Here is a 19,287-nt window from a genome sequence, read left to right on the forward strand (position 1 = left end):
CCCCATCTCCACTCTCTCCGTCGTCGGCAGCGTCAGATTTGTATAAGAGACAGGCTGGACCAGCTCGCGGCCATGGTCTTCGAGCTGGCGAGCCAGCTGCACGAGGAGCGCGCCCGGGTGCGCGAGCTGGAGCGGCGGCTGGGCATGCCGTCCGGCGGCGACCCGGCCGAGGAGCTGAACCGGTCGATCGCCCGGCTGCTCGCCGTCGCCGCCGAGCGCGACGACGCCCGCGCACCCCTGCCCGCCGACGAGCCGCCCGCCGACGAGACGAGGAAGTGACCATGGGACGCCCGTTCATCGAGTTCATCCAGTCCCAGGCCCTGCCCTGGCAGGACGGCCTGTACGGCCGCGGCGGCGCGGAGGTGGAGAGCAAGCTGCTCAGCCTGGACGAGGAGTCCGGCGCGTCCAGCCTCCTCGTCCGCTACCCGGCCGGGTACGCGCGCGGGGAGGGCGTCCACCACATGGAGGTGGACGAGGAGTTCCTGGTCCTGCACGGCGCGCTGACGATCTCCGGCGTCGAGTACGGCAAGTACTCCTACGGGCATTTCCCCGCCGGGACGGTCACGTCCGGGGTCGAGTCCCGGTCCGGCGCCGTGGTCCTGACGTTCTTCTCCGGGGAGCCGCGGCTGCGCGAGGGCGACGCCCCGGCCGGGATGCTCGACGAGCGCCGCCTGGTCACCAAGGTCGACGGGTTCGCCGGCGAGTGGGGCGGCAACTTCCATCCGACGTTCCCGCCCGGCGCCGGGCGCAAGTTCCTGCGCCGCGACCCGGTCGACGGCGAGGAGACGTGGCTGCTCGGCACGATGCCGCTGCGGTCGGGCCGCAAGCCCGAGAAGCACCCGGTCGTGGAGGAGATGTACCTGCTGGCCGGGGAGCTGGCCGGGCCCCTCGGGCTGATGCGCGCGGGCTGCTACTTCTGGCGCCCGCCGGAGGAATGGCACGGCCCGTTCGGGTCGCCGACCGGCAACCTCATGCTGTTCCGCACCAAGGGCGGCCCGCTCAGCACCGTCTACACCGAGCACGACGTCGACTTCACCTGGACGCCCGAGCACCGGCCGATCCTGCCGCCCGAACTCGCGGTCCACGGTGCCGAACCGCTTCCGGAGCAGCCCGGCTGCCTGTGCTTTTGATGGCCGAAACGAAGGTGGAACGCGGGCTCGTCCCCACGCCGGAAGGCTACGTGCACCTGCGCACGACCCCCGGTGACGGCCCGGACGTCCTGCTGCTGCACCAGGTGCCCGCGTCGGGGCGGCTGTGGCTGCCGGTGATGCGGAGCCTGGCGCCGCTGCCGTGCGTCGCGCCCGACATGCTGAACCTCGGCGAGTCCGACGCCACTTCCCGGCCGCTGAGCCTCGCCGAACACGCCCGCCTGCTGTGGGACGCCGTCCAGGAGGCGCGTCCGGGGCCGAAGGTCGTCGTCGGCCACCACACCGGCGCGGCCCTGGCGGCGGTCATGGCGGCCGAGCACCCCGGCGACGTCGCCGGGCTCGGGCTCATCGGATACCCGGCGTACTTCGACTGGCGGACGAGGCTGTCGAAGTTCGAGCGGCTGAACCCGGTCCCCGCCACCCCCGACGGCGTCGCGGACGTGTGGCGGTTCATCGCGCGGGCGTTCGCCGACGACGCCGACCCCGACCTGGTCTTCGACGCCTTCGCGGACCGCGTCCGGGCGGGGCGCGTCTGGTACGAGGGCTACGCGGCCCTGTGGAACGCCGACCTGGCCGCCGTCCTGGCCGCGGCACGGCGCCCCGGGCGGCCCACGGTCGTCGTCGCGCCCGACCGCGACCCCCTGTCGGAACTGGCGGGCGAGGTCGGCGAAATCCTGGACGCGCCCGTCGCGCGCATACCCGGCGGCACGTTCGTGCTCACGGAGGACCCGGCGCCGCTCGCGGCCGCCGTGACCGACCTGCGGAGGAACCTGTGACAGCGACACCGACTCCGCCGACCACACCGACCGCGATCATCGTCGGCGCGGGATCGGCCGGCATGATGGCCGCGCTCACCGCCGCCGAGCGCGGGGTGCCGGTCCTCGTCCTGGACGCCGCCGGCACGGTCGGCGGAACGCTGAACGTCGCGACCGGGCAGCTCAGCGCCGCCGGGACGCTGCTCCAGCGGCGCCGCGGCATCACCGACTCCCCGGACGCGCACTATGCCGACATCATGCGCATCAGCCGCAACACGGCCGACCCGACTCTCGTCCGGCTCGCCGTCGACAACGCGGCCCGGACACTGGACTGGCTGACCGAGAACGGCATGGAGTTCCTGCCGGACCACCCCGTCGAAGGGTTCGCGCACGAGCCGTACACGGCGGCGCGCTACTACTGGGGCCCCGAGTTCGGCCGCTCCATCCTGCGGGTGCTGCGGAGGGCGTTCGACGCGCAGGTCGCGGCGGGGCGCATCACCCTGTCGCTGAACACCGCGCTCACGGGGCTCGTCCTGTCCGGGCGGCGGGTGACGGCCGTGACGGCGACCGGTCCGGAGGGGGAGCGCACCTACCCGGCGACGTCCGTCCTGCTGGCGACCGGCGGCTACAACTCGAACCCCGACCTGTTCCGCGAACTGAGCGGGCACCCGGCCTACGGCGGCAACTCCTACCCCCACAGCACCGGCGGCGGGCTGGAGGCCGCCCGCCGGGCCGGGGCGGCGCTGCGCGGCCACGAGAACTACCTCTGCTCCTTCGGCGTGGTGATGGACCGTCCGGGGCTCGGCACGAAGATGGAGTTCCGCCACGTCCACCACCCGCAGGACCGCGCGCCGTGGGAGATCTACGTCAACACCGAGGGCCGCCGGTTCGTGGCCGAGGACGAGCCGAGCGTCGACGCCCGCGAGCACGCCCTGCTGGAGCAGCCGGAACTGCGCCGCTACGTCGTGTTCGACGCCCGGGTCCTCCGGGACTCCCCGCCGATGATCACCGGGAGGACGAACGCCGAGCTGCTGGACCTGTTCGACGTCCACCCCATGTTCACCGCCGCCCCCACGCTCGCGGAGCTCGCCGCCAAGACGGGGCTTCCGGCCGACGCCCTCGCCGCCACCGTCGCCGACTACAACGCGGCGCTCGACTCCGGCGGGCCGGACCCGTTCGGGCGGCGGCACCGGCCCGTCCGGCTGGAGGAGGGGCCGTTCTACGCGATCCGCGTCCAGGGCGCGTCCGTGACGAGCACGGTCGGCCTCGCGGTCGGCGCCGACCTGCGGGTCCTGGACGAGGCGGGCGAGCCGTTCGAGAACCTCAGCGCGGCGGGCGAACTGCTGGGCTCCGGCCAGCTCATGGGCAAGTCGTTCTGCGGCGGGATGATGGCGACGCCCGCCATGACCTTCGGACTCCTCTACGGGGAGGCACTGGCCACGAACGGCGCCTGACACGGCGGAAGCCTTACCTGCACTGCGCTCTCCCGGTGACGGCCGAGGACGCGACTACCAGGCGGGACAGCGGGTACCGCCACCGCATGACCGGCGATGACCACGAGAGCGTGGCGGCCGCGTTCGGCGAGGCCGTCAACATGACGCCCAAGGAACTGGAGCGCTGGCTGGAGACCGAGGAGTCGCGGTCGGTCGGCCAGAAGGACGGCGGCGGGGAGTCGACGGGCCACGCGTCCGGCCGCCGGATCGTCGAGCTGCTCCGCACCGGCAGGGCGGACCTGACCGAGCAGGACTACGCGCACATGCGCAAGGTCACCGGGTACGTCCACCGGCACCTCGCCCAGCGCCCGTCCGGCGACGTCACCGACACCAGGTGGCGCTACTCGCTGATGAACTGGGGCCACGACCCGCTCAAGTGAGGGCTCGCGCGGCCGTGCGTCCCGGGGCGAGCGGTAGATTTCGGGCGTGGAGTTGGGGGTGGGCGCCCGGGTGCTCGTGCGGCGGGTGCGGGCGGACGACGAGGCGCGATTCCTGGAACTGGCGAAGGCGAGCGCCGACTTCCACCGGCCGTGGGTCGCCCTGCCCGGGTCGCCGGAGGAGTTCGCGTCCTACCTCGGACGGTTCGACGGCGCCGCCGCGGTGGGGATGGTGATCTGCCTGCGGGACGGCGGCGACCTGGTCGGGACCGTGAACATCAACGGGATCGTCCGCGACTGCTACCAGCGCGGAATGCTGGGCTACGCGGCCTTCCTGCCCTACGCGGGCCAGGGGTACCTGACCGAGGGGGTCGGGCTCGCGGTCGACTACGCGTTCGGCGAGCTGGGGCTGCACCGGGTGGAGGCCGACATCCAGCCGGCGAACACCGCGTCCATCCGGCTGGTCAGGCGGCTCGGGTTCCGCAAGGAGGGGGTCTCGCCGGCGTTCATCAAGATCGGCGGGGTGTGGCGAGATCACGAACGCTGGGCTCGCCATGTTTATTGATCTTGCAAAATAGACATACAGCACAAAACATCAAGCGCAGCGCCGTGTCTTGATCTCATTGGGGGTCAGCAGGTGGGCGTCCGCAGCGGCGAGCCCGGCATCGAGTGGCCGGACGCGTTGGACGTCCGCGCCCTTCTTGAGGACGGCTGGCGGCCCACGCCGATCCGCGACTTCATCCTCAAGGTGCACAGCAGGTGCAACCTCGCGTGCGACTACTGCTACATGTACGAGATGGCCGACCAGGGCTGGCGGCGGCAGCCCCGGCGCATGTCGCGGCAGGTCCTGGACTGGACGGCGCAGCGCATCGCCGAGCACGCCCGAACGAACCTGTTACCGGAGGTCCAGGTCGTCCTGCACGGCGGTGAGCCGCTCTTAGCGGGCGCAGAACATCTGCGCCATGCGATCGAGACCGTCATCGCCGCCGTCGGCCCCGACGTGCGCGTCGACTTCAGCGTCCAGACCAACGGCGTCCTGCTCGACGAGGTGTTCCTCGACCTGTTCGCCGAATACGGCGTCACGGTGGGCGTGAGCGTGGACGGCGACGAGGAGGGCCACGACCGGCACCGGCGGCGGGCCGACGGACGCGGCAGCTACCAGGCCGTCCGGGCCGGGCTCCAGCGGCTCACCGGCCCCCGGCACCGGCACCTGTTCGGCGGGCTGCTGAGCACGATCGAACTGCGCAACGACCCCATCGCCACCTACGAGTCCCTGCTCGACTTCGCGCCGCCCGAGATGGACTTCCTGCTCCCGCACGGGAACTGGGACACGCCCCCTCCCGGACGCCCGCCGGACGAGACGACCCCCTACGGGGACTGGCTCATCGCCATCTTCGACCGCTGGTACGCCGTGGAGGCCGCCGACGTGCGCATCCGGCTCTTCAGCGAGATCATCCGGCTGCTGTTCGGCCGTATGTCGGGCAGCGAGGCCGTCGGCCTGTCCCCGGTGTCGGTCGTCGTCGTCGAGACCAACGGCGAGATCGAGCAGGTCGACTCGCTGAAATCGGCCTACGAGGGCGCCGCGCACACCCGGCTGCACGTCTCCCGCGACCCGTTCGACACCGTACTGGCGCTGCCGTCGGTCGCCGCACGGCAGATCGGCCGGCGCGCCCTGTCGGCCCAGTGCCTGGCCTGCCCGGCGCACGAGGTCTGCGGCGCCGGCCTCTACCCGCACCGCTACCGGTCGGGCACCGGCTTCCGCAACCCCTCGGTCTACTGCCGCGACCTGTTCAAGCTGATCACCCACATCCGGGACGTGGTCGGCCGCGAACTGGCCGCCGAACCGGTGACCCCGGTGGCCCCGGTCGCCGCGGGCTAGATCGGCGGCGGGTCGAAGTCGGCGTCCAGCCGGCGCCCCTCCAGGAACACCTGGGCGTCGGGATGCTCCAGGGTGAGGGTGCGCCGGTACCGCTCCTCGGTGTCGCTGAACAGGGCCGCGGCCTCCTCGTCCCGGCCTAGGGTCCGCAGATCGGCGATGCTGTTCGCCGCCGCCGACAGGGTCAGCGGGTGGTTGTCGCCCAGCAGCGCGCGGAGCCGCCGCAGGCTGCCAGTGCCCAGCCGGTACGCCGACTCGGCCTCGCCGAGGTCGGCCAGGTCACTGGCCAGGTTGACGGCGACGGTGAGGGAGTAGTGGTGGTCCCGTCCCAGCTTCAGCTCCAGGCCGGCCAGCGCCTGCTCGTCGAGCTTCCTGGCCTCCTCCAGGTCCCCCGTGATCCGCCGCAGCACGGCCAGGTTCCCCGCGCAGGCGTGGTTGTAGGGGTGCTCAGGGGCGTAGACGCGCGGATAGCGGCGCACCGTGTCCTCGGCGAGGATGAGGGCCTCCTGGAACTGCGCCGTCGTGCGCCGGATGTTCGCCAGGCACGTCGCGGCGGCCAGCGTGTCCGGATGGTCGAGCCCGAAGATCCGCACGTAGCGCTGATGGATCTCCTCGGCGAGTTCGAGGGAGCGCGCATAGTCGCCCGCCCTCCGCCAGGCGACGGACAGGTCCTTCCCGGCGCGCAGCGTCCACGCGTGCTCGGGACCCAACTGCTCAAGCCCGTAGGCGTAGGCGTCCTCACCGAGATCACACGCCTCGGCGTAGTCGCCGCTCAGCCGGACCGTCCGCGCCAGGCCGGTGTAGATGTTGAGGAACGACGCGGGGTCGCTCGATTGGCCGCCCGCAGCACGGATGTCGCGGAGGACTCGCTCAAGCAGTGCGCGCGCTCCCGCGTAGTCGCTTCGGAGCCCGTAGTCGAGCGCCACGCTGTTGACGGCACGCCAAGTGCTCCACTCTTGTTCCCCGAACCTCGCCTTGTACCGGCGCAGAGCCTCCTCGTCGATCTCGTACGCCGACTGGAAGTCTCCGCTCGCCCGCAGATCGGCGGCCCGTCCGCGCAGTGCGCGCAGCGTCGTCTCGTGGTCGGGCGGGAGGGCCTTCTCGACCATTTCGAGCGTCCGGGCGCTGCGTTCGGTGGCCTCCGGATACTGGCCGAGCTCGCGCAGGAGGTTGCCCAGGTTGACGTGAAGCGTCAGGACGTCCTGGTGCTCGGGGCCGGATGCCTTCGTCCAGTCCCGGATGAACGACTCCACGAAGGACTGCGCGGACGGGTAGTCGGCCGATGAGTACAAATAGGTGATCATGTTGAGCGCGAGCTTGCGGACGTCCGGGTCCGGGCACTGCGCGACTTCGGCCGGTCCGACGTGCCCGAGCGCGTTCAGGTAGAAGGACCAGTTCTTGGCGTCGTTCGGGTCGTCCGGGGTGTAGGCGGCCAGCAGCAAGTGGACCTCATGGCGGAGCCGGCGCTGTTCCGTCTCCGACAGCTCGTCGCGGACGAGCGCCTGGATCAGCCGGTGCACCTGGATGGTGCGGGCGGGCAGGTCCAGCCTGGCGAGAGCGAACCGGCCGAGCTCGCCGATGGCCCGGCCCAGCCGGATCGGGTCCGCGAGCAGCGCCGAGAGCTCGGTGCTCAGCCCGGGGATCACCTTGCTGAACGCGTCCCGCGGAATCGGCTCCGGCCCGAAGAACGCGCAGTACCGCAGGAGGATCAGCGCCTCGGGGAGCTTCTCCTCCAGACTGGCGACCGAGAGCCCCCACGCCGCCGTCATCGAGGCGGGGTACTCGGTCGGCTTGCCGTGGGAGAGGAGCTGGCTCGTGCGCTGCGCCAGCAACTTCAGGTACTCCGACACGGCGATGCCGGTCTCGGCGTGGAGGGCGCCCGCCTGCTCCAGCGCGAGCGGCAGGTCCCCGAGCTCCTCGGCGAGCCGGTCCGCGTCCTCTCGGCTGATCCCTCGCGGCACCCGCTTGGTGAGGAACTCGACGCTCTCCTCGCGGGTGAACACGTCGATCTGGACGGGGTCGACGATGCCCGCCCAGCGGTGGTTGCGGGACGTGATGAGGACGTGCCCCGGCCCCTGCGGGAGGATGTCGATCAGTTCCTCGGGCTCGTCGGCGTTGTCGAAGATCAGCAGCCAGTCGGTGTAGGGCTCGCCGCGGCGCAGCGCGTCCAGCACGGCGTTGGCCGCGTCCTCGACTCCGCTGACCGAGGCGGAGGGCAGGCCGAGCGGATGCGCCAGGCTCGCGAGCGAGGAGCGGATCAGGACGGGCTGGTCGGCCGGGATCCACCAGACGAGGTCGTAGCTGGAGCGGTAGCGGTAGGCGTACTCCACCGCCATCTGGGTCTTTCCAACGCCGCCAAGGCCGTGCAGGGCGTGCGGCACGACCGCCGTGACCCGGTTGGCCAGACCTTCGCGCAGGCGGCCCAGGAGGTCCGTGCGGCCGGTGAAGTTCTTGTTCCGGGGAGGGACCTTGCCCCAGACCTGGGGAATCCGTTCAGTGGTGGGCGACGGGTCCGGTTGTGAACTGATCACTCGATCCCCTTGCGTCACGCTGGAGCCTGTAGAGCAAGCTGCATCACGTCGTCGTCAAGTAATTGCATCAACCAGGACAGTATATTGAAGTCGGCGATTTAGATATGTGTCAGGTGACACTGACCGGCCTTTTGGTTCTGGACGTGTTTCCTGTTGGTTTCGGCGCGTCCGAATCATTGCCGTATTTATGTCTGGCCACCGTGCTCTCTTTCTGTAACCATGGGCGGGAGGCCGCCTTTCGTGCGGCCGGGCATGGACCATCGATGAGCCTCGGCGCCCCGTACCAGGGAGAGGTAGATGCCGCACTCCTTCGTCATTTCCCCCGACGACGTCCGATCCGTGGTCGCCTCGGCCGACAACCCCGGTCTGCGGCGGCTGCGGCGGGAGTTGGCCCGGCCCAGTTCACCGGGCAGATTCGACAACAAGTGCGCGCACATCTGTGACCAGGAGTGCGATCACCGGCCGATTGCCTCCGCGCGGGTTCCGGCGGAGGTGTGACGCGCTGCCGCTCCCGGACGTGAGGGCGGCCGGCGGGCGGGCCGACGACGAATAACGGACGACCGGCCGTCGATTTTCGGAATGCCGGTGACGCATGCCCGTTCCGGTATTCCAGGCCGTTTCGAGCGGCGATCGGCTAGGCTCGAATGAGCCGATCGGCGCCATGCCGCAACGGGTGCCCGCTCATTGGACGGAACCATGACCGCGCAGTCTCCCCTCGGCCCGCCGGGCCCGCACCTGGGCGAGCGCGCGTTCGGCGAATCCGATCGGACGGCCTTCGGCGGCAGGGGCGCGGAGACGGCCGACGTGGCCGCGTTGTGGGCGCGGAACCGCCTCGTAGTGATGCACGGCATGGCCGGCGCCGGGAAGACCTCACTGCTGCGCGCGGGCATCGTCCCGTTCCTGAGGGACGACGGTGCCGATGTCCTGCCGGTGGCCCATGTCGCGCATCGGCCGCCCTTCCCCGTGGCCGCGCTGTCCGAGCGCAACGTCTTCCGGCTCGCCGTGCTGGCCTCGTGGTACACCCGTGCGTCACCGGTCCACATCTCCGAGGTGACGGTCGGTGCCTTCCTGCGCAGGCATCGCCGCATCGACCGGTTCGGCGACCGGCTTCCCCTGCTCGGCGCCATCGACGGGGCGGAGGCGCTGCTGCGCGCCTCCGGGCGGCACGAGCGGGACCGCCGCGACTTCGTGGACGAGCTGGCGGCCGCCATGAAGGAGGTGCCCGACCTGCACCTGATGCTCGTGGTGCGCTCCGATGCCGTGGACGAGGCCGTCGACCTCGCCGCCCGGCTCGGTCAAGCCCCGCCGGCCACCTACGAACTCGGGACGCTCACGCCCGAGGCGGCCCGTGAGGCCGCCGCAGTGTCGCTCGGGGTCACCGGGCCGCCCGGCGCGGCCGTCGCCGGTGCGCTGGTCCGGGAGCTCCGGACCGTGCGGGCGGCAGGCGGCGTCCAGACCACCTCGCGCGTCGAGCCCGTACTGCTCAGGCTGGTCTGCGAGCGACTCGCCGGGGAGTCGGCGGCCGTCCCGGAGATCCCCGCGGCGCGGCTGCGCACCGAGGTGGACCGGGTGCTGGTGGACTTCTGCGCGCACAGTCTCGCCACGATCGCGGCCGACCAGAGCCTTCCGGCGGGGACGTTGCTCTCCTGGTTCCGGTCCGTGTTCGGGGGCTCGCGCGGCCGCGCGGGCGTTCCCGCGGCCGGCTCCTGCGCGGACATGCCCGGCGCGGTCGTCGACGCGGTGCAGGACGCCCATCTCATCCGGGCCCGGATCCGGGACGGAGCACACTATTACGAGCTGCAGCACCCCCGGCTGATCGAGCCGCTGGAGCAGCTCCCCGAGAGCGCTGTCCCCATCCGGCGGCCCGGCCCATCGGCCCGGCTGGCGCAGGCGCACCGGGCGCTGTCCGACAGCGACCCCGAACTCGCGCGACGGCACGCGGAGGCGGCCGTCCGCGCCTGCGGCGCGGGCGACTTCAGGGTGCTCGCCGCCGCGACGACCTTCCTCGGCGACATCGCCTACGAACGCGGGGACGCCGAGACGGCGGTCGCCCATTACCGGGAGGCGGCGGAGTTCTCCGAGGCGGTCCCGGACAACGCCGCCGTCGGCTGGCTGCTGGCCGCAATCGGTCGCATCTTGCTGGCGAGCGACCCGGGCACCGCCGTCCGGGACCTCCAGGCGGCGGCCGGACGGCTGCCGCACGAGTTGTCGATCCAGACCGCCCTGGGGCAGGCGCTCTTGCGCTCCGGGAGGATTCGCGCGGCCCGTGCCGTGTTCGAGGACGTCCTCGGCCGGGACAGCACCAACCGCGAGGCGCTGACCGCCAACCGCGAGGCGCTGACCGCCAAGCGGGACGTGTCCGGTATCGCGTAGATAAGTCGCCTTTGCGGCACACTTTCCCCATGTTCCGTGTGGGAGTATTGCCGTCCTTTGCGGGCAATTGGCGATATTCGACATCGATCTTCCTATGTCGCATTCGATGTCGAGGGTGAGGCCACGCGGGGGGGCTGGACGCTCTCCCGAGTCGGTGACCGGACAATTGCGTCGGCTGCTAGGATCCCTTTCGCGTCCGGGCCCGCGCGCGGGCCCGGACGCGAAAGGACGGCGCACCGGCATTTAGGCGACTCCTGACGGAAACTTGTGTCCAATGTGACCATGGTGTCCTATTTGGCTGGGCACTTCGAAGGTGAACCGTAGTGGTACAGGAGCGCTGGGGTGGTGACCACGGTACGAGATGAGGAGAGGTCAGAAGGTGACCGCCACCCCATCGGAATCGAGTCCTCGAAATGGTGGCGGTGCGACCGAGGACAATGGTCAGCAGAATGGCTCGTGGCGTCGTGATTTTCGGCTATTACTGAGCGGGTCCGCACTTTCGCAACTGGGCACGCTGGGGGCGGCCGCCGCCAATCCGCTGCTGGCGCTGGCGCTGACGGACTCGCCGATCGTGGCGGGCTGGGTGGCCGCCGCGAGCACGCTGCCCGGGCTCTTCCTGCACGTGCCGGTCGGGTTGCTCGTGGACCGCTACGACCGCCGCCGGATCATGCTGGTCAGCCAGGTGATGCGGGTCGTCAACTCGGTGCTGCTGGTCATCGGGCTGGTGAGCGTCGCGGAGCCCTGGCCGCTGCTCGTCGTGGCGGCGGTGATCGATGGTACGTGCGCCGTCTTCTTCCGGATCGCCGAACTCGCCGCCGTGCGCTTCGTGGTGCCGGACGGCGAGGCCGAGAGCGCGATGGGCAAGAGCGAGGCCCGGCACCATCTGGCGCTGGTGCTCGGGCGGCCGGTGGGCGGCGTGCTGTTCGCCGCCGGACGCGCCTTCCCTTACATACTCGACGCGCTGACCTCCTTGGTCTCCGTCGTCTCCCTGCTGCTGCTGAAGACCAAACTGCTCCAGTCGACCACGGCGCCGGAGGAGGCGCCGAAGATGTCGAAACGCGGGATGCTGATTTCCGCAAGAGAGGGTTTCCTGCGCATCTATCAGGACCGCTTCCTCTTTATTTCGCTGCTCGTCTGCGCGATCGCGAACATCGGCTTCCAGATCGTCATCCTGCTGCTCGTGGTCGAGGCGGAGCGGCAGCGGCTCTCCGGCTCGGTCATCGGCGCGATGCTGGCGACGTCGGGGGTGAGCGGATTCTTCGGGGCCCTCACCGCCCCGGCGGTCGTGCGCCGACTCAAGCCCGTCGCGACGGTCAAATACTGTGTCATTTTCTGGCTGCCGTTCCTGCTGATCGTCGCCAGTACGCAGAATCCGCTGATCGGCATGTCCGCGTGGGGCGTCTGCAGTTTCATGGGGGCGTACATTAATGTCGCGCTGGCCGTGCACCAGAGCAGGGTCATCCCCACCGAAGTGCTGGGCCGGGTGGAGGGCGTCAGCCAGTTCCTCACGACCGGTGCGGTGACGATCGGGGCCTTCGCGGGCGGCTACGTCATCACCGCGTTCGGGACCCGGCTCACGGCGGTTCTCGTCGCGGCGGCGTTCGCCGGCATCGTGGCCGCCGTCCTCGTCCTGGTGCGCGATCCGGCCCGCGTTCCGGCCCGCGACGCGGCACGAAGCGCGGAACGGAACACCGAACGGCGGCCCGAGGTTCCTTCCCCGCCGGACCGGGTGACAAGTGCCGCCGCGGAGTCCGGAGGAAAGGCGCCGATCGGCGGCCGGCCGGTGCCCCTGGGCGGAACGCATGGACTTCCGGTCGAGATGCCCGCCGTCCGGCCGTGATCTCCGACAACACCTCCTCATCACGTCGGCGCCATTCGAACTGTGTGAGATGACACATTGGTGGCGGCCTATTCCGGTCGCTTGGGATCGGGTGTAACGGCGCCCTTGCGGTGCATGGTGCGGAGGTACGCTTCCAGCGTCGAACTTGGCGGCATTCTCCGCCGCCATCCTTCGGTCGGAGGCGGAGCGTTTGATCACGTCGCTGAACGTCGATGATCAGCATCGGCTCGTCGAGGCGATCCGTCGCATCGACGCGATGAGCGTCCAGCGCGAGCGTGCCGTCCATGTGCAGGCGCTGGAGCGCGATCTCGGGCACCGGCTGGACTACGTCCACCACGACAAGGACATGCTCGACGTGTGGGCGCTGGTCGACGCGCTGCTCACCTATCCCGGTGCGGCGCAGGCCCTGGTGCGGATCCTGGAGACGTTCTATCCGGCCAGCCTGTCGGTCCGGGCGCTCGGGGAGCTCGTCGCCGAGCTGCTGCCGGAGCCGTGGCTCGACCAGGCCGAGCGGCGCGAACTGCACGAGCTGATCACGTCGCTGGAGCGGACCGATCCGGGGCTGACGCATCTCGGACGGTTCCCGATGCTGTACCGGCGGGCGGTCGGCCCCGCTTGGCCGTCGCTTGAGCGTGAGGTTCGCAGCCTGCATGACGTCGTCGCCCTGTTAGAGGAGATGCCTGCCGGGCCGGACGGCATCCCGCCGCTGCTTGTGTTCGTGAACGATTTAGCTGAGTACGCGGGGTATCCGACGGCGGGCGCCTTTCGTGACTGGGTGCGCCGGCAGGTCGAGGCGCAGGGCCTTGACCGCGCCGCGCTGCAGTGGGGCGGCGGAGGTCCCGCGGCGGTGCGCGGCGGGCCGCCGGAGCCGGCCGAGAACTACCTGGTCATCGAGTGCGCGCCCGACGCGCTGGAGGCGGACCGGTATCTCGTCACCGCGTGGCTCCAGGTGGGACGCGAGCCCGGCAGCACGCTGTACGGCAGCGACGAGGCACTGCCGCTCAGCCGGATCCCCGAGTTGCTCGAACGGCTGCTCACCGCGGAGAGCTCGGTGATCGGGCGGCGCGGACCCGACCTCACCATCGAGTTCATCCTGCCCCGCGCGCTGCTGGACCACCCGGTCGAGCAGGCCAAGATCAATATCGCCGGGTTCGAGCACCGCGTCGGGATCCGGTACCCGGTGGTCGTGCGGAGCCTCGACCGGATGCGGCACGCCGCCGTCCACCACGACTGGCGGCACAAGTGGGACTGGCTGTCCGGCCATTCGGTCGATCCGCCGGTCTGCCTCGTGGCGCGGGCCGGCGAGTACGACAAGGAGGAGCTGTTCTCGCGGCTCTCCACGGAGTCCACGGCCGTCCTCGCGCTGGCCTTCCCGCCGTGGGGCGGCGAGAGCGGCGAGGCGGACGAGCACTGGGTCGGGCTGGTCGCCGGCATCCCCGTCGTCGCCTGGTGCCGGGACGGGCGCTACCCCGCCCAGTTCGCCCGGGAGGTCAAGGAGCTGCTCGCGGCGGACCTGATGAAGCTTCCGCGCCGGACTATGGAGCTGCGCCGGCAGGCGCTGGCGAGCGGCTCCGACGCCACCGGCCATCTCGGCCTGCACCTGACGCTCGTGTTCGACGATGCCGACCGCATCCCGGAGCCGTACGTGCGGCTCCGGCCACCCGCATAGCCCTCTCCTCCCCCCGGAAGGCGTCCATGACGACAGAACCAGAGACCAGCGGCCTCGACGGTGACTGGCGCATCTACCGGGGCGACAGCCGGCCGCACGACCGGGTGCGGCGGCTCCCGCCGCCCCCGCCGTGGCGCCGTTTCAGCCCGGAGGACGCGGCCGGCGGACGAAGGCAGCGGGACCTGCAGCAGGCGGTCTCCTACCGGCCGGACGAGTCGGTGGTCGACAAGGTCAACGCGGCCGTCCTGCTGCGGCGCCCGCTGCTGGTGACGGGCAAGCCGGGGTCGGGCAAGTCCACGCTCGCCTACAACGTCGCCTACGAGCTCGGGCTCGGCTCCGTCCTGTACTGGTCGATCACCAGCACGACGACGCTGCAGAACGGGCTGTACGACTACGACGCGATCGGCCGGCTGCACGAGAGCAGCCTGCGCGGCACGGGCGGCCGGGGGGACGCCGCCGAGCCGCCCGACATCGGCCGCTATATCCGGCTCGGGCCGCTCGGCACCGCGCTGCTGCCGGGCGACCTGCCCCGCGTCCTGCTCATCGACGAGCTCGACAAGAGCAACATCGACCTGCCGAACGACCTGCTCAACGTCTTCGAGGAGGGCCGGTTCAGCATCCTGGAGCTGCAGCGGCTGCCCGAGGAGCAGGCCCGCATCCACGTGATGACCGCCGACGGCGGCGAGCGCGTGCCGATCGACCGGGGCGAGGTGCGGTGCGGGCAGTTCCCCATCGTCATCATCACCAGCAACGGGGAGCGCGAGTTCCCGCCCGCGTTCCTGCGCCGGTGCGTCCGGCTGGGGATCGAGCCGCCCGACCGGGACCGGCTCGCGGAGATCATCGAGGCGCATCTGGGCCCCGAGGCGCGGGACGCCAGCGACGGGCTCATCGAGGAGTTCCTCGCCCGCCGCGTCGACGGGGCGCTCGCCACCGACCAGCTCCTCAACGCCGTGTACCTCGCCACGTCGGGGAGCAGGCCGCCCGAGACCAAGCTGAAGGAGATCCTCAACACCGTGCTGCGGCCCATCGAGAGGCCCGGCGCGGGATGATCGAGCGGCTCGTCGAGGCGCTGGCCGGGCTCGCCCCGCCGCCCACGGCCGAGGAGACGGCGGACGCGCTGTGGCTCGCCGACTGGTTCCGGACGCACGAGGGCACGACCCATCTGGCGGCGGACGGGTCCGGCGAGCCGGACGGCGGCGACCGGCCCGGCCCGGCGCCGCCGCCCGCCCCGCCGCCGGAGCCGCCCGCGCCGCCCGGGCGGGAGCCCGCACCGCCGCGCGCGGCCGAGGCCGGTCTCTACCTCGCCGGGCAGGACGTGCCCGCGACCGCGTTCCCCGTCCGCATGCCCGCCATGCCGGCCATCACGGGCACGTTGCCGCTCTCGCGGGCCCTGCGTCCGCTGCGCGCGACCGTGCCGTCGCTGACCCGGCGGCACCTCGACGAGGCGGCGACCGCGCAGCGCATCGCCGAGACCGGGGTGTGCGAGCCCGTCATGGTGCCGGCGCAGGAGCGGCGCCACGACCTGGCCCTCGTCGCGGACGTCGGCCCGTCGATGGTCGTGTGGCGGCAGACGGTGGACGAGCTGAGGCTGCTGCTGCAGCAGCTCGGCGCGTTCCGCGACATGCGGACCTGGTACCTGGACACCGGCGCGCGCCGGCTGTCGCTGCGCACCGGCTCCGCCTTCGGCCCCGGCGCCGAGCGCGACCCGGACGAGCTCGTCGACCCGACGCACCGGCGCCTCATCCTGGTCGTCAGCGACTGCATCGGCGCGGCCTGGCAGGACGGCCGGGCCGCCGCGCTGCTCGACCGGTGGGGGCGCGCCGGCACCGTCGCGATCGTCCAGCCGCTGCCGCAGCGGCTCTGGTGGCGGACCGCGGCGGCCATCGAGCCGGTGCGGTTCGGCGCGTCCGGCCCGGCGGTCGCCAACGAGCGGCTCACCGTGGCGCTGCCGCCGCTACGGCCGTCCGACGACCGGCCCCTCGGCATCGCCGTCCCGGTCGTCGAGCTGAGCGAGCGGTGGCTGCGGTCGTGGGCCGGCATGGTCGCCCGCGGCGGCCGGGACGTCATGGGCGCCGCCGTGTTCACCGGACGGGCGGTGGCGCATCCGCCGCCCGCCGAGGCCGACGGCGGCGCCCTGTCCCCGGAGATGCGGGTCAAGCAGTTCCGGGCGTCCTCCTCACCGGCGGCGTTCCGGCTGGCGACGTTCCTCGCGGCGGCGCCGCTGCGGCTGCCCGTGATGCGGCTCGTCCAGCGGGCGATGCTGCCGGAGTCCACGTCCGCCGACCTGGCCGAGGTGTTCCTCAGCGGCCTGCTGCGGATGGTGGAGCGTCCGTCCGGCGGGGGCGAGGAGGAGATCGCCTACGAGTTCCACGACGGGGTCCGGGAGATCCTGCTGCAAGGACTGCGCAGGCGCGAGGTGTACCAGGTGCTGCGCGCGGTGTGGGGCGTCGTCCGCGACCGCATCGGCTCGTCCCTGGACTTCCCCGCCCTGCTCGCCGCCGTGGGCCGGGGCGAGGCGCAGCTCCCGCCGGAGCTGCCGTTCGCACAGGTCGCGGCCCAGGCGCTCGCGGGCCTCGGCGGGCCGTACCGGCAGATGGCGAAGCAACTGGCGAGCGGCGGCACCGCACCCGACACGCTCACCGGTCCGGGCCCTGACGCCGACGCCGCGGCGCCGCGCGGCACGCTGCCGGGCACGCCCGCGAGGGCAGAGCCGGCGCCGGCGCCGCGCCGGTGGCTGCCCGGCCGCAACCCCGACTTCGTCGGACGCGACCGGCTGCTCACGGCGGTGCGGACCGCGCTGCACGACGGCGCCGCGGCCCTCCTGCCGCGTTCGGAGTTCGCCATGGGCGGCGAGGGCAAGTCGAACCTCGCGGTGGAGTACGCCTACCGCCACGACGGCGACTACGACCTGGTGTGGTGGATCCCGGCCGAGCAGACGACGTCGGCGCGCGCGGCCCTCGCGCTGCTGGCCCGCCAGCTCGACATGCCGATGAGCGACGACATCAAGGAGACCGTGGACGACGTCCTGCGGGCGCTGCGCGACGGCCGGCCCTACGGCCGCTGGCTGCTGATCTACGACAACGCGCAGGATCCCGAGCAGGTCGTCCCGCTGACCCCGGCGGCGCTCGGCGAGCCCGGTCAGGTCCTCGGCCCCGGCCGCCACGTGCTGGTGACCTCGCGGGACCGCCGCTGGGAGCGGCACGCGTCCGTGGTCGACGTCGACGTCTTCGAGCGGCCGGAGAGCATCGCGCTGCTGCGGCGCCTGGTGCCGCGCCTGACGGAGGCGGAGGCCGACCTGCTCTCCGAACGCGTCGGCGACCTTCCCCTGGCGGTGCACCAGGCCGCGGCGTGGCAGGCCGTCACCGACGGCACCGTGGAGGACTACCTGCGGCTGTTCGACCGCCGCCTCACCGAGATCGTCGCGGCGGCCCCGTCCGGCGACGACTTCCCGGTGTCGCTGGCGGCCGGGGTGAGCCTGAACCTCGACCTCCTCCGGGAGAAGGCGCCCGTCGCCTGGGCGCTGCTGGAGCTGTGGGCCGTCTTCGGCCCCGAGCCGGTGCCCTGCGGGCTGCTCGCCGCGGGCGGGTCGGCGGCGCTGCCCGCCGAACTCGCCGGGCTGCTGGCGGACGAGACCCGGCTGCGGGACGCGATGCGCGCGATCGCGCGGTTCTCCCTCGCCCGCTTCGACGAGGAGTCGGCGGCGCTCCAGGTGCACCGGCTCGTCCGCGCCATACTGAACGACCGGCTCGGCGAGGACGGGCGGCGCCGCGTCCGGGACCAGGTGCACGCGGTGCTGGCCGCGGCGACGCCCGACGACCCGCCGGAGGTGGAGTCCACCTGGGAGCGCCGGGCCGAGATCACGCCCCATGTCGTCCCGTCCGGGGTGTTCGAGGCGGACGAGTACGGCATCCGGCTCGTCGGCATCGACCAGGCGAAGTTCCTCAACATGTCGGGGGAGTACGAGGGCAGCCGGCGGCTGGCGGAGATCGCGCTGGACCGCTGGCTGGAGCGGTACGGCGCCGACGACGACGCGGTCCTGGACGTGTCCCGCGTCCTCGCCAACGCCCTGCGCGGCCTGGGCGACAACCGGGCGGCCGCCGACCTCAGCGAGGAGAACCTCGCCCGGACGCGGCACAAGTTCGGGGCCGACCACATCCAGACCCTGTTCGCCGCCGCCGGATTCGGCGCCGACCTGCGCTTCCGCGGCGAGTTCCGCCGCGCCTACGAGGTCGATCTCGACGCCTGGCGGCGCATGGGCCGGCTGTTCGCGCAGGACAACCCCAACACGCAGCTGTCGGCCACGAACCTCGCCATCGACCTGCGGATCCTGGGCGAGTTCCAGCAGGCGTACGAGATCGACCTGGAGGTGTGGCAGGGCCTGCGGAAGCCGGGGCAGCCGTACCGGCAGCAGTTCCGCATCAACCACCACCTCGCGCTGGACCTGCACGCGCTGGGGCGGTACGGCGAGGCCCACGAGATGCAGGCCGACAACCTCGCCAACCCGCGGCCGGTCCTCGGCCCGGGGCACGCGATGGTGCTGCAGGCGAAGATCACGCATGCGGGCACGCTGCGGAAGCTCGGACGCCACGAGGAGGCGCACCGGCTGGCCGCCGAGACGCTCGCCGCCCATGTCCGCCGGTTCCGGGAGGAGCATCCGAGCACGCTGGCCAGCAAGGTCTGCCTGGCGCTGACCACCAGCGCGATCGGCCGTCCCGCCGAGGCGCTGCCGCTCATCGACGAGGCGCTGGACGGGTACCGCCGGCAGATGGGGGAGGCCCACCCGTTCGCCCTGGTCTGCGCGATCGACCGGGCGGTCGTCCTGCGCCGGCTGGCGGAGGTGTACGCGGCGCAGGAGGCCGACCGGGCGGCGCTGTCGAGCCTTGAGGCCGGGATCCTGGGGCCCCACCACTATTACGCGCTGTGCGCCACGGTCGGGCTGGCCAACGACTACTACCTGCTGGGTGAGTTGGAGGCCGCGGCCCGGCTGCTGACCGACGTGCGGGGCAAGATGATCGCCTCCCTCGGCGAGCGGCATCCGTACGCGCTCGCCGCCGCGCTCAACCTGGAGCGCGCGCGGGCCGCCATGGGCGAGGAGCACGACATCGCCCCGGCCCTGGCCCTGCTGGCGCGGGTGCTCGGCGCGGGCCATCCGGACGTGCGCGCGGCCGAGCGCGGCGAACTCCTCGAATGCGACATCGAGCCCACCGCCTTGTGACGCCGGCCGG

The 19,287-nt window shown here is 72.1% G+C and carries 14 protein-coding genes; 13 read left to right on the forward strand and 1 reads right to left on the reverse strand.

What is annotated here, in order from left to right; all coding sequences use genetic code 11:
* From ETD96_RS12125 to ETD96_RS12155, 7 genes are all read left to right on the forward strand, one after another.
* A partial coding sequence (locus tag ETD96_RS12125; protein ID WP_205719226.1) for a hypothetical protein occupies positions 1 to 279 on the forward strand: 279 nt, incomplete at its 5' end.
* A gap of 2 nt (positions 280 to 281) precedes the next feature.
* On the forward strand, positions 282 to 1,130 hold the full coding sequence (locus ETD96_RS12130; RefSeq protein ID WP_138636418.1) for a cupin domain-containing protein: 849 nt from the start codon (positions 282 to 284) through the stop codon (positions 1,128 to 1,130).
* A complete protein-coding gene (locus ETD96_RS12135; protein ID WP_171068989.1) occupies positions 1,130 to 1,924 on the forward strand; it encodes an alpha/beta fold hydrolase in 795 nt (264 codons plus the stop codon). The genes ETD96_RS12130 and ETD96_RS12135 overlap by 1 nt, the downstream gene beginning before the upstream one ends.
* Positions 1,921 to 3,357 (forward strand): FAD-dependent oxidoreductase, encoded by a 1,437-nt coding sequence (locus tag ETD96_RS12140; protein ID WP_138636420.1) that lies wholly within the window; start codon positions 1,921 to 1,923, stop codon positions 3,355 to 3,357. The genes ETD96_RS12135 and ETD96_RS12140 overlap by 4 nt, the downstream gene beginning before the upstream one ends.
* A gap of 86 nt (positions 3,358 to 3,443) precedes the next feature.
* Positions 3,444 to 3,776: a DUF3140 domain-containing protein gene (locus tag ETD96_RS12145; RefSeq protein WP_138636421.1), complete on the forward strand. Its 333-nt coding sequence runs from the start codon at positions 3,444 to 3,446 to the stop codon at positions 3,774 to 3,776.
* Between the two features lie 46 nt (positions 3,777 to 3,822).
* On the forward strand, positions 3,823 to 4,338 hold the full coding sequence (locus ETD96_RS12150; RefSeq protein ID WP_240807548.1) for a GNAT family N-acetyltransferase: 516 nt from the start codon (positions 3,823 to 3,825) through the stop codon (positions 4,336 to 4,338).
* Positions 4,339 to 4,410: 72 nt separating this feature from the next.
* The gene (locus tag ETD96_RS12155) at positions 4,411 to 5,652 is read left to right on the forward strand and encodes an FxsB family cyclophane-forming radical SAM/SPASM peptide maturase (protein WP_240807550.1); all 1,242 of its coding nucleotides are present in this window, start codon (positions 4,411 to 4,413) and stop codon (positions 5,650 to 5,652) included.
* Here ETD96_RS12155 and fxsT (ETD96_RS12160) read toward each other — a convergent pair.
* Positions 5,649 to 8,180, reverse strand: coding sequence for an FxSxx-COOH system tetratricopeptide repeat protein (gene fxsT / locus ETD96_RS12160; protein ID WP_138636422.1), 2,532 nt, complete (start codon positions 8,178 to 8,180; stop codon positions 5,649 to 5,651). The two genes, ETD96_RS12155 and fxsT (ETD96_RS12160), sit on opposite strands and share 4 nt — an antisense overlap.
* A 297-nt stretch (positions 8,181 to 8,477) precedes the next feature.
* Here fxsT (ETD96_RS12160) and ETD96_RS12165 point away from each other — a divergent pair, with 297 nt between their 5' ends.
* From ETD96_RS12165 to fxsT (ETD96_RS12190), 6 genes are all read left to right on the forward strand, one after another.
* Positions 8,478 to 8,678 carry a hypothetical protein gene (locus tag ETD96_RS12165; protein ID WP_138636423.1) on the forward strand — a complete coding sequence of 67 codons (201 nt, stop codon included), beginning with the start codon at positions 8,478 to 8,480 and terminating at the stop codon, positions 8,676 to 8,678.
* A gap of 198 nt (positions 8,679 to 8,876) precedes the next feature.
* On the forward strand, positions 8,877 to 10,553 hold the full coding sequence (locus tag ETD96_RS12170) for an nSTAND1 domain-containing NTPase (RefSeq protein ID WP_138636424.1): 1,677 nt from the start codon (positions 8,877 to 8,879) through the stop codon (positions 10,551 to 10,553).
* A gap of 379 nt (positions 10,554 to 10,932) precedes the next feature.
* A complete protein-coding gene (locus tag ETD96_RS12175) occupies positions 10,933 to 12,393 on the forward strand; it encodes an MFS transporter (protein ID WP_171068990.1) in 1,461 nt (486 codons plus the stop codon).
* Positions 12,394 to 12,583: 190 nt separating this feature from the next.
* Positions 12,584 to 14,062: a VMAP-C domain-containing protein gene (locus tag ETD96_RS12180; RefSeq protein ID WP_138636426.1), complete on the forward strand. Its 1,479-nt coding sequence runs from the start codon at positions 12,584 to 12,586 to the stop codon at positions 14,060 to 14,062.
* A 26-nt stretch (positions 14,063 to 14,088) separates the two neighbouring features.
* Positions 14,089 to 15,111 (forward strand): AAA family ATPase, encoded by a 1,023-nt coding sequence (locus ETD96_RS12185; RefSeq protein WP_138636427.1) that lies wholly within the window; start codon positions 14,089 to 14,091, stop codon positions 15,109 to 15,111.
* Positions 15,108 to 19,277 carry an FxSxx-COOH system tetratricopeptide repeat protein gene (gene fxsT / locus ETD96_RS12190; RefSeq protein WP_138636428.1) on the forward strand — a complete coding sequence of 1,390 codons (4,170 nt, stop codon included), beginning with the start codon at positions 15,108 to 15,110 and terminating at the stop codon, positions 19,275 to 19,277. The genes ETD96_RS12185 and fxsT (ETD96_RS12190) overlap by 4 nt, the downstream gene beginning before the upstream one ends.
* Positions 19,278 to 19,287 lie beyond the last annotated feature (10 nt).

The sequence above is a fragment of the Actinomadura geliboluensis genome (genome assembly GCF_005889745.1).
GTDB lineage: Bacteria > Actinomycetota > Actinomycetes > Streptosporangiales > Streptosporangiaceae > Spirillospora > Spirillospora geliboluensis.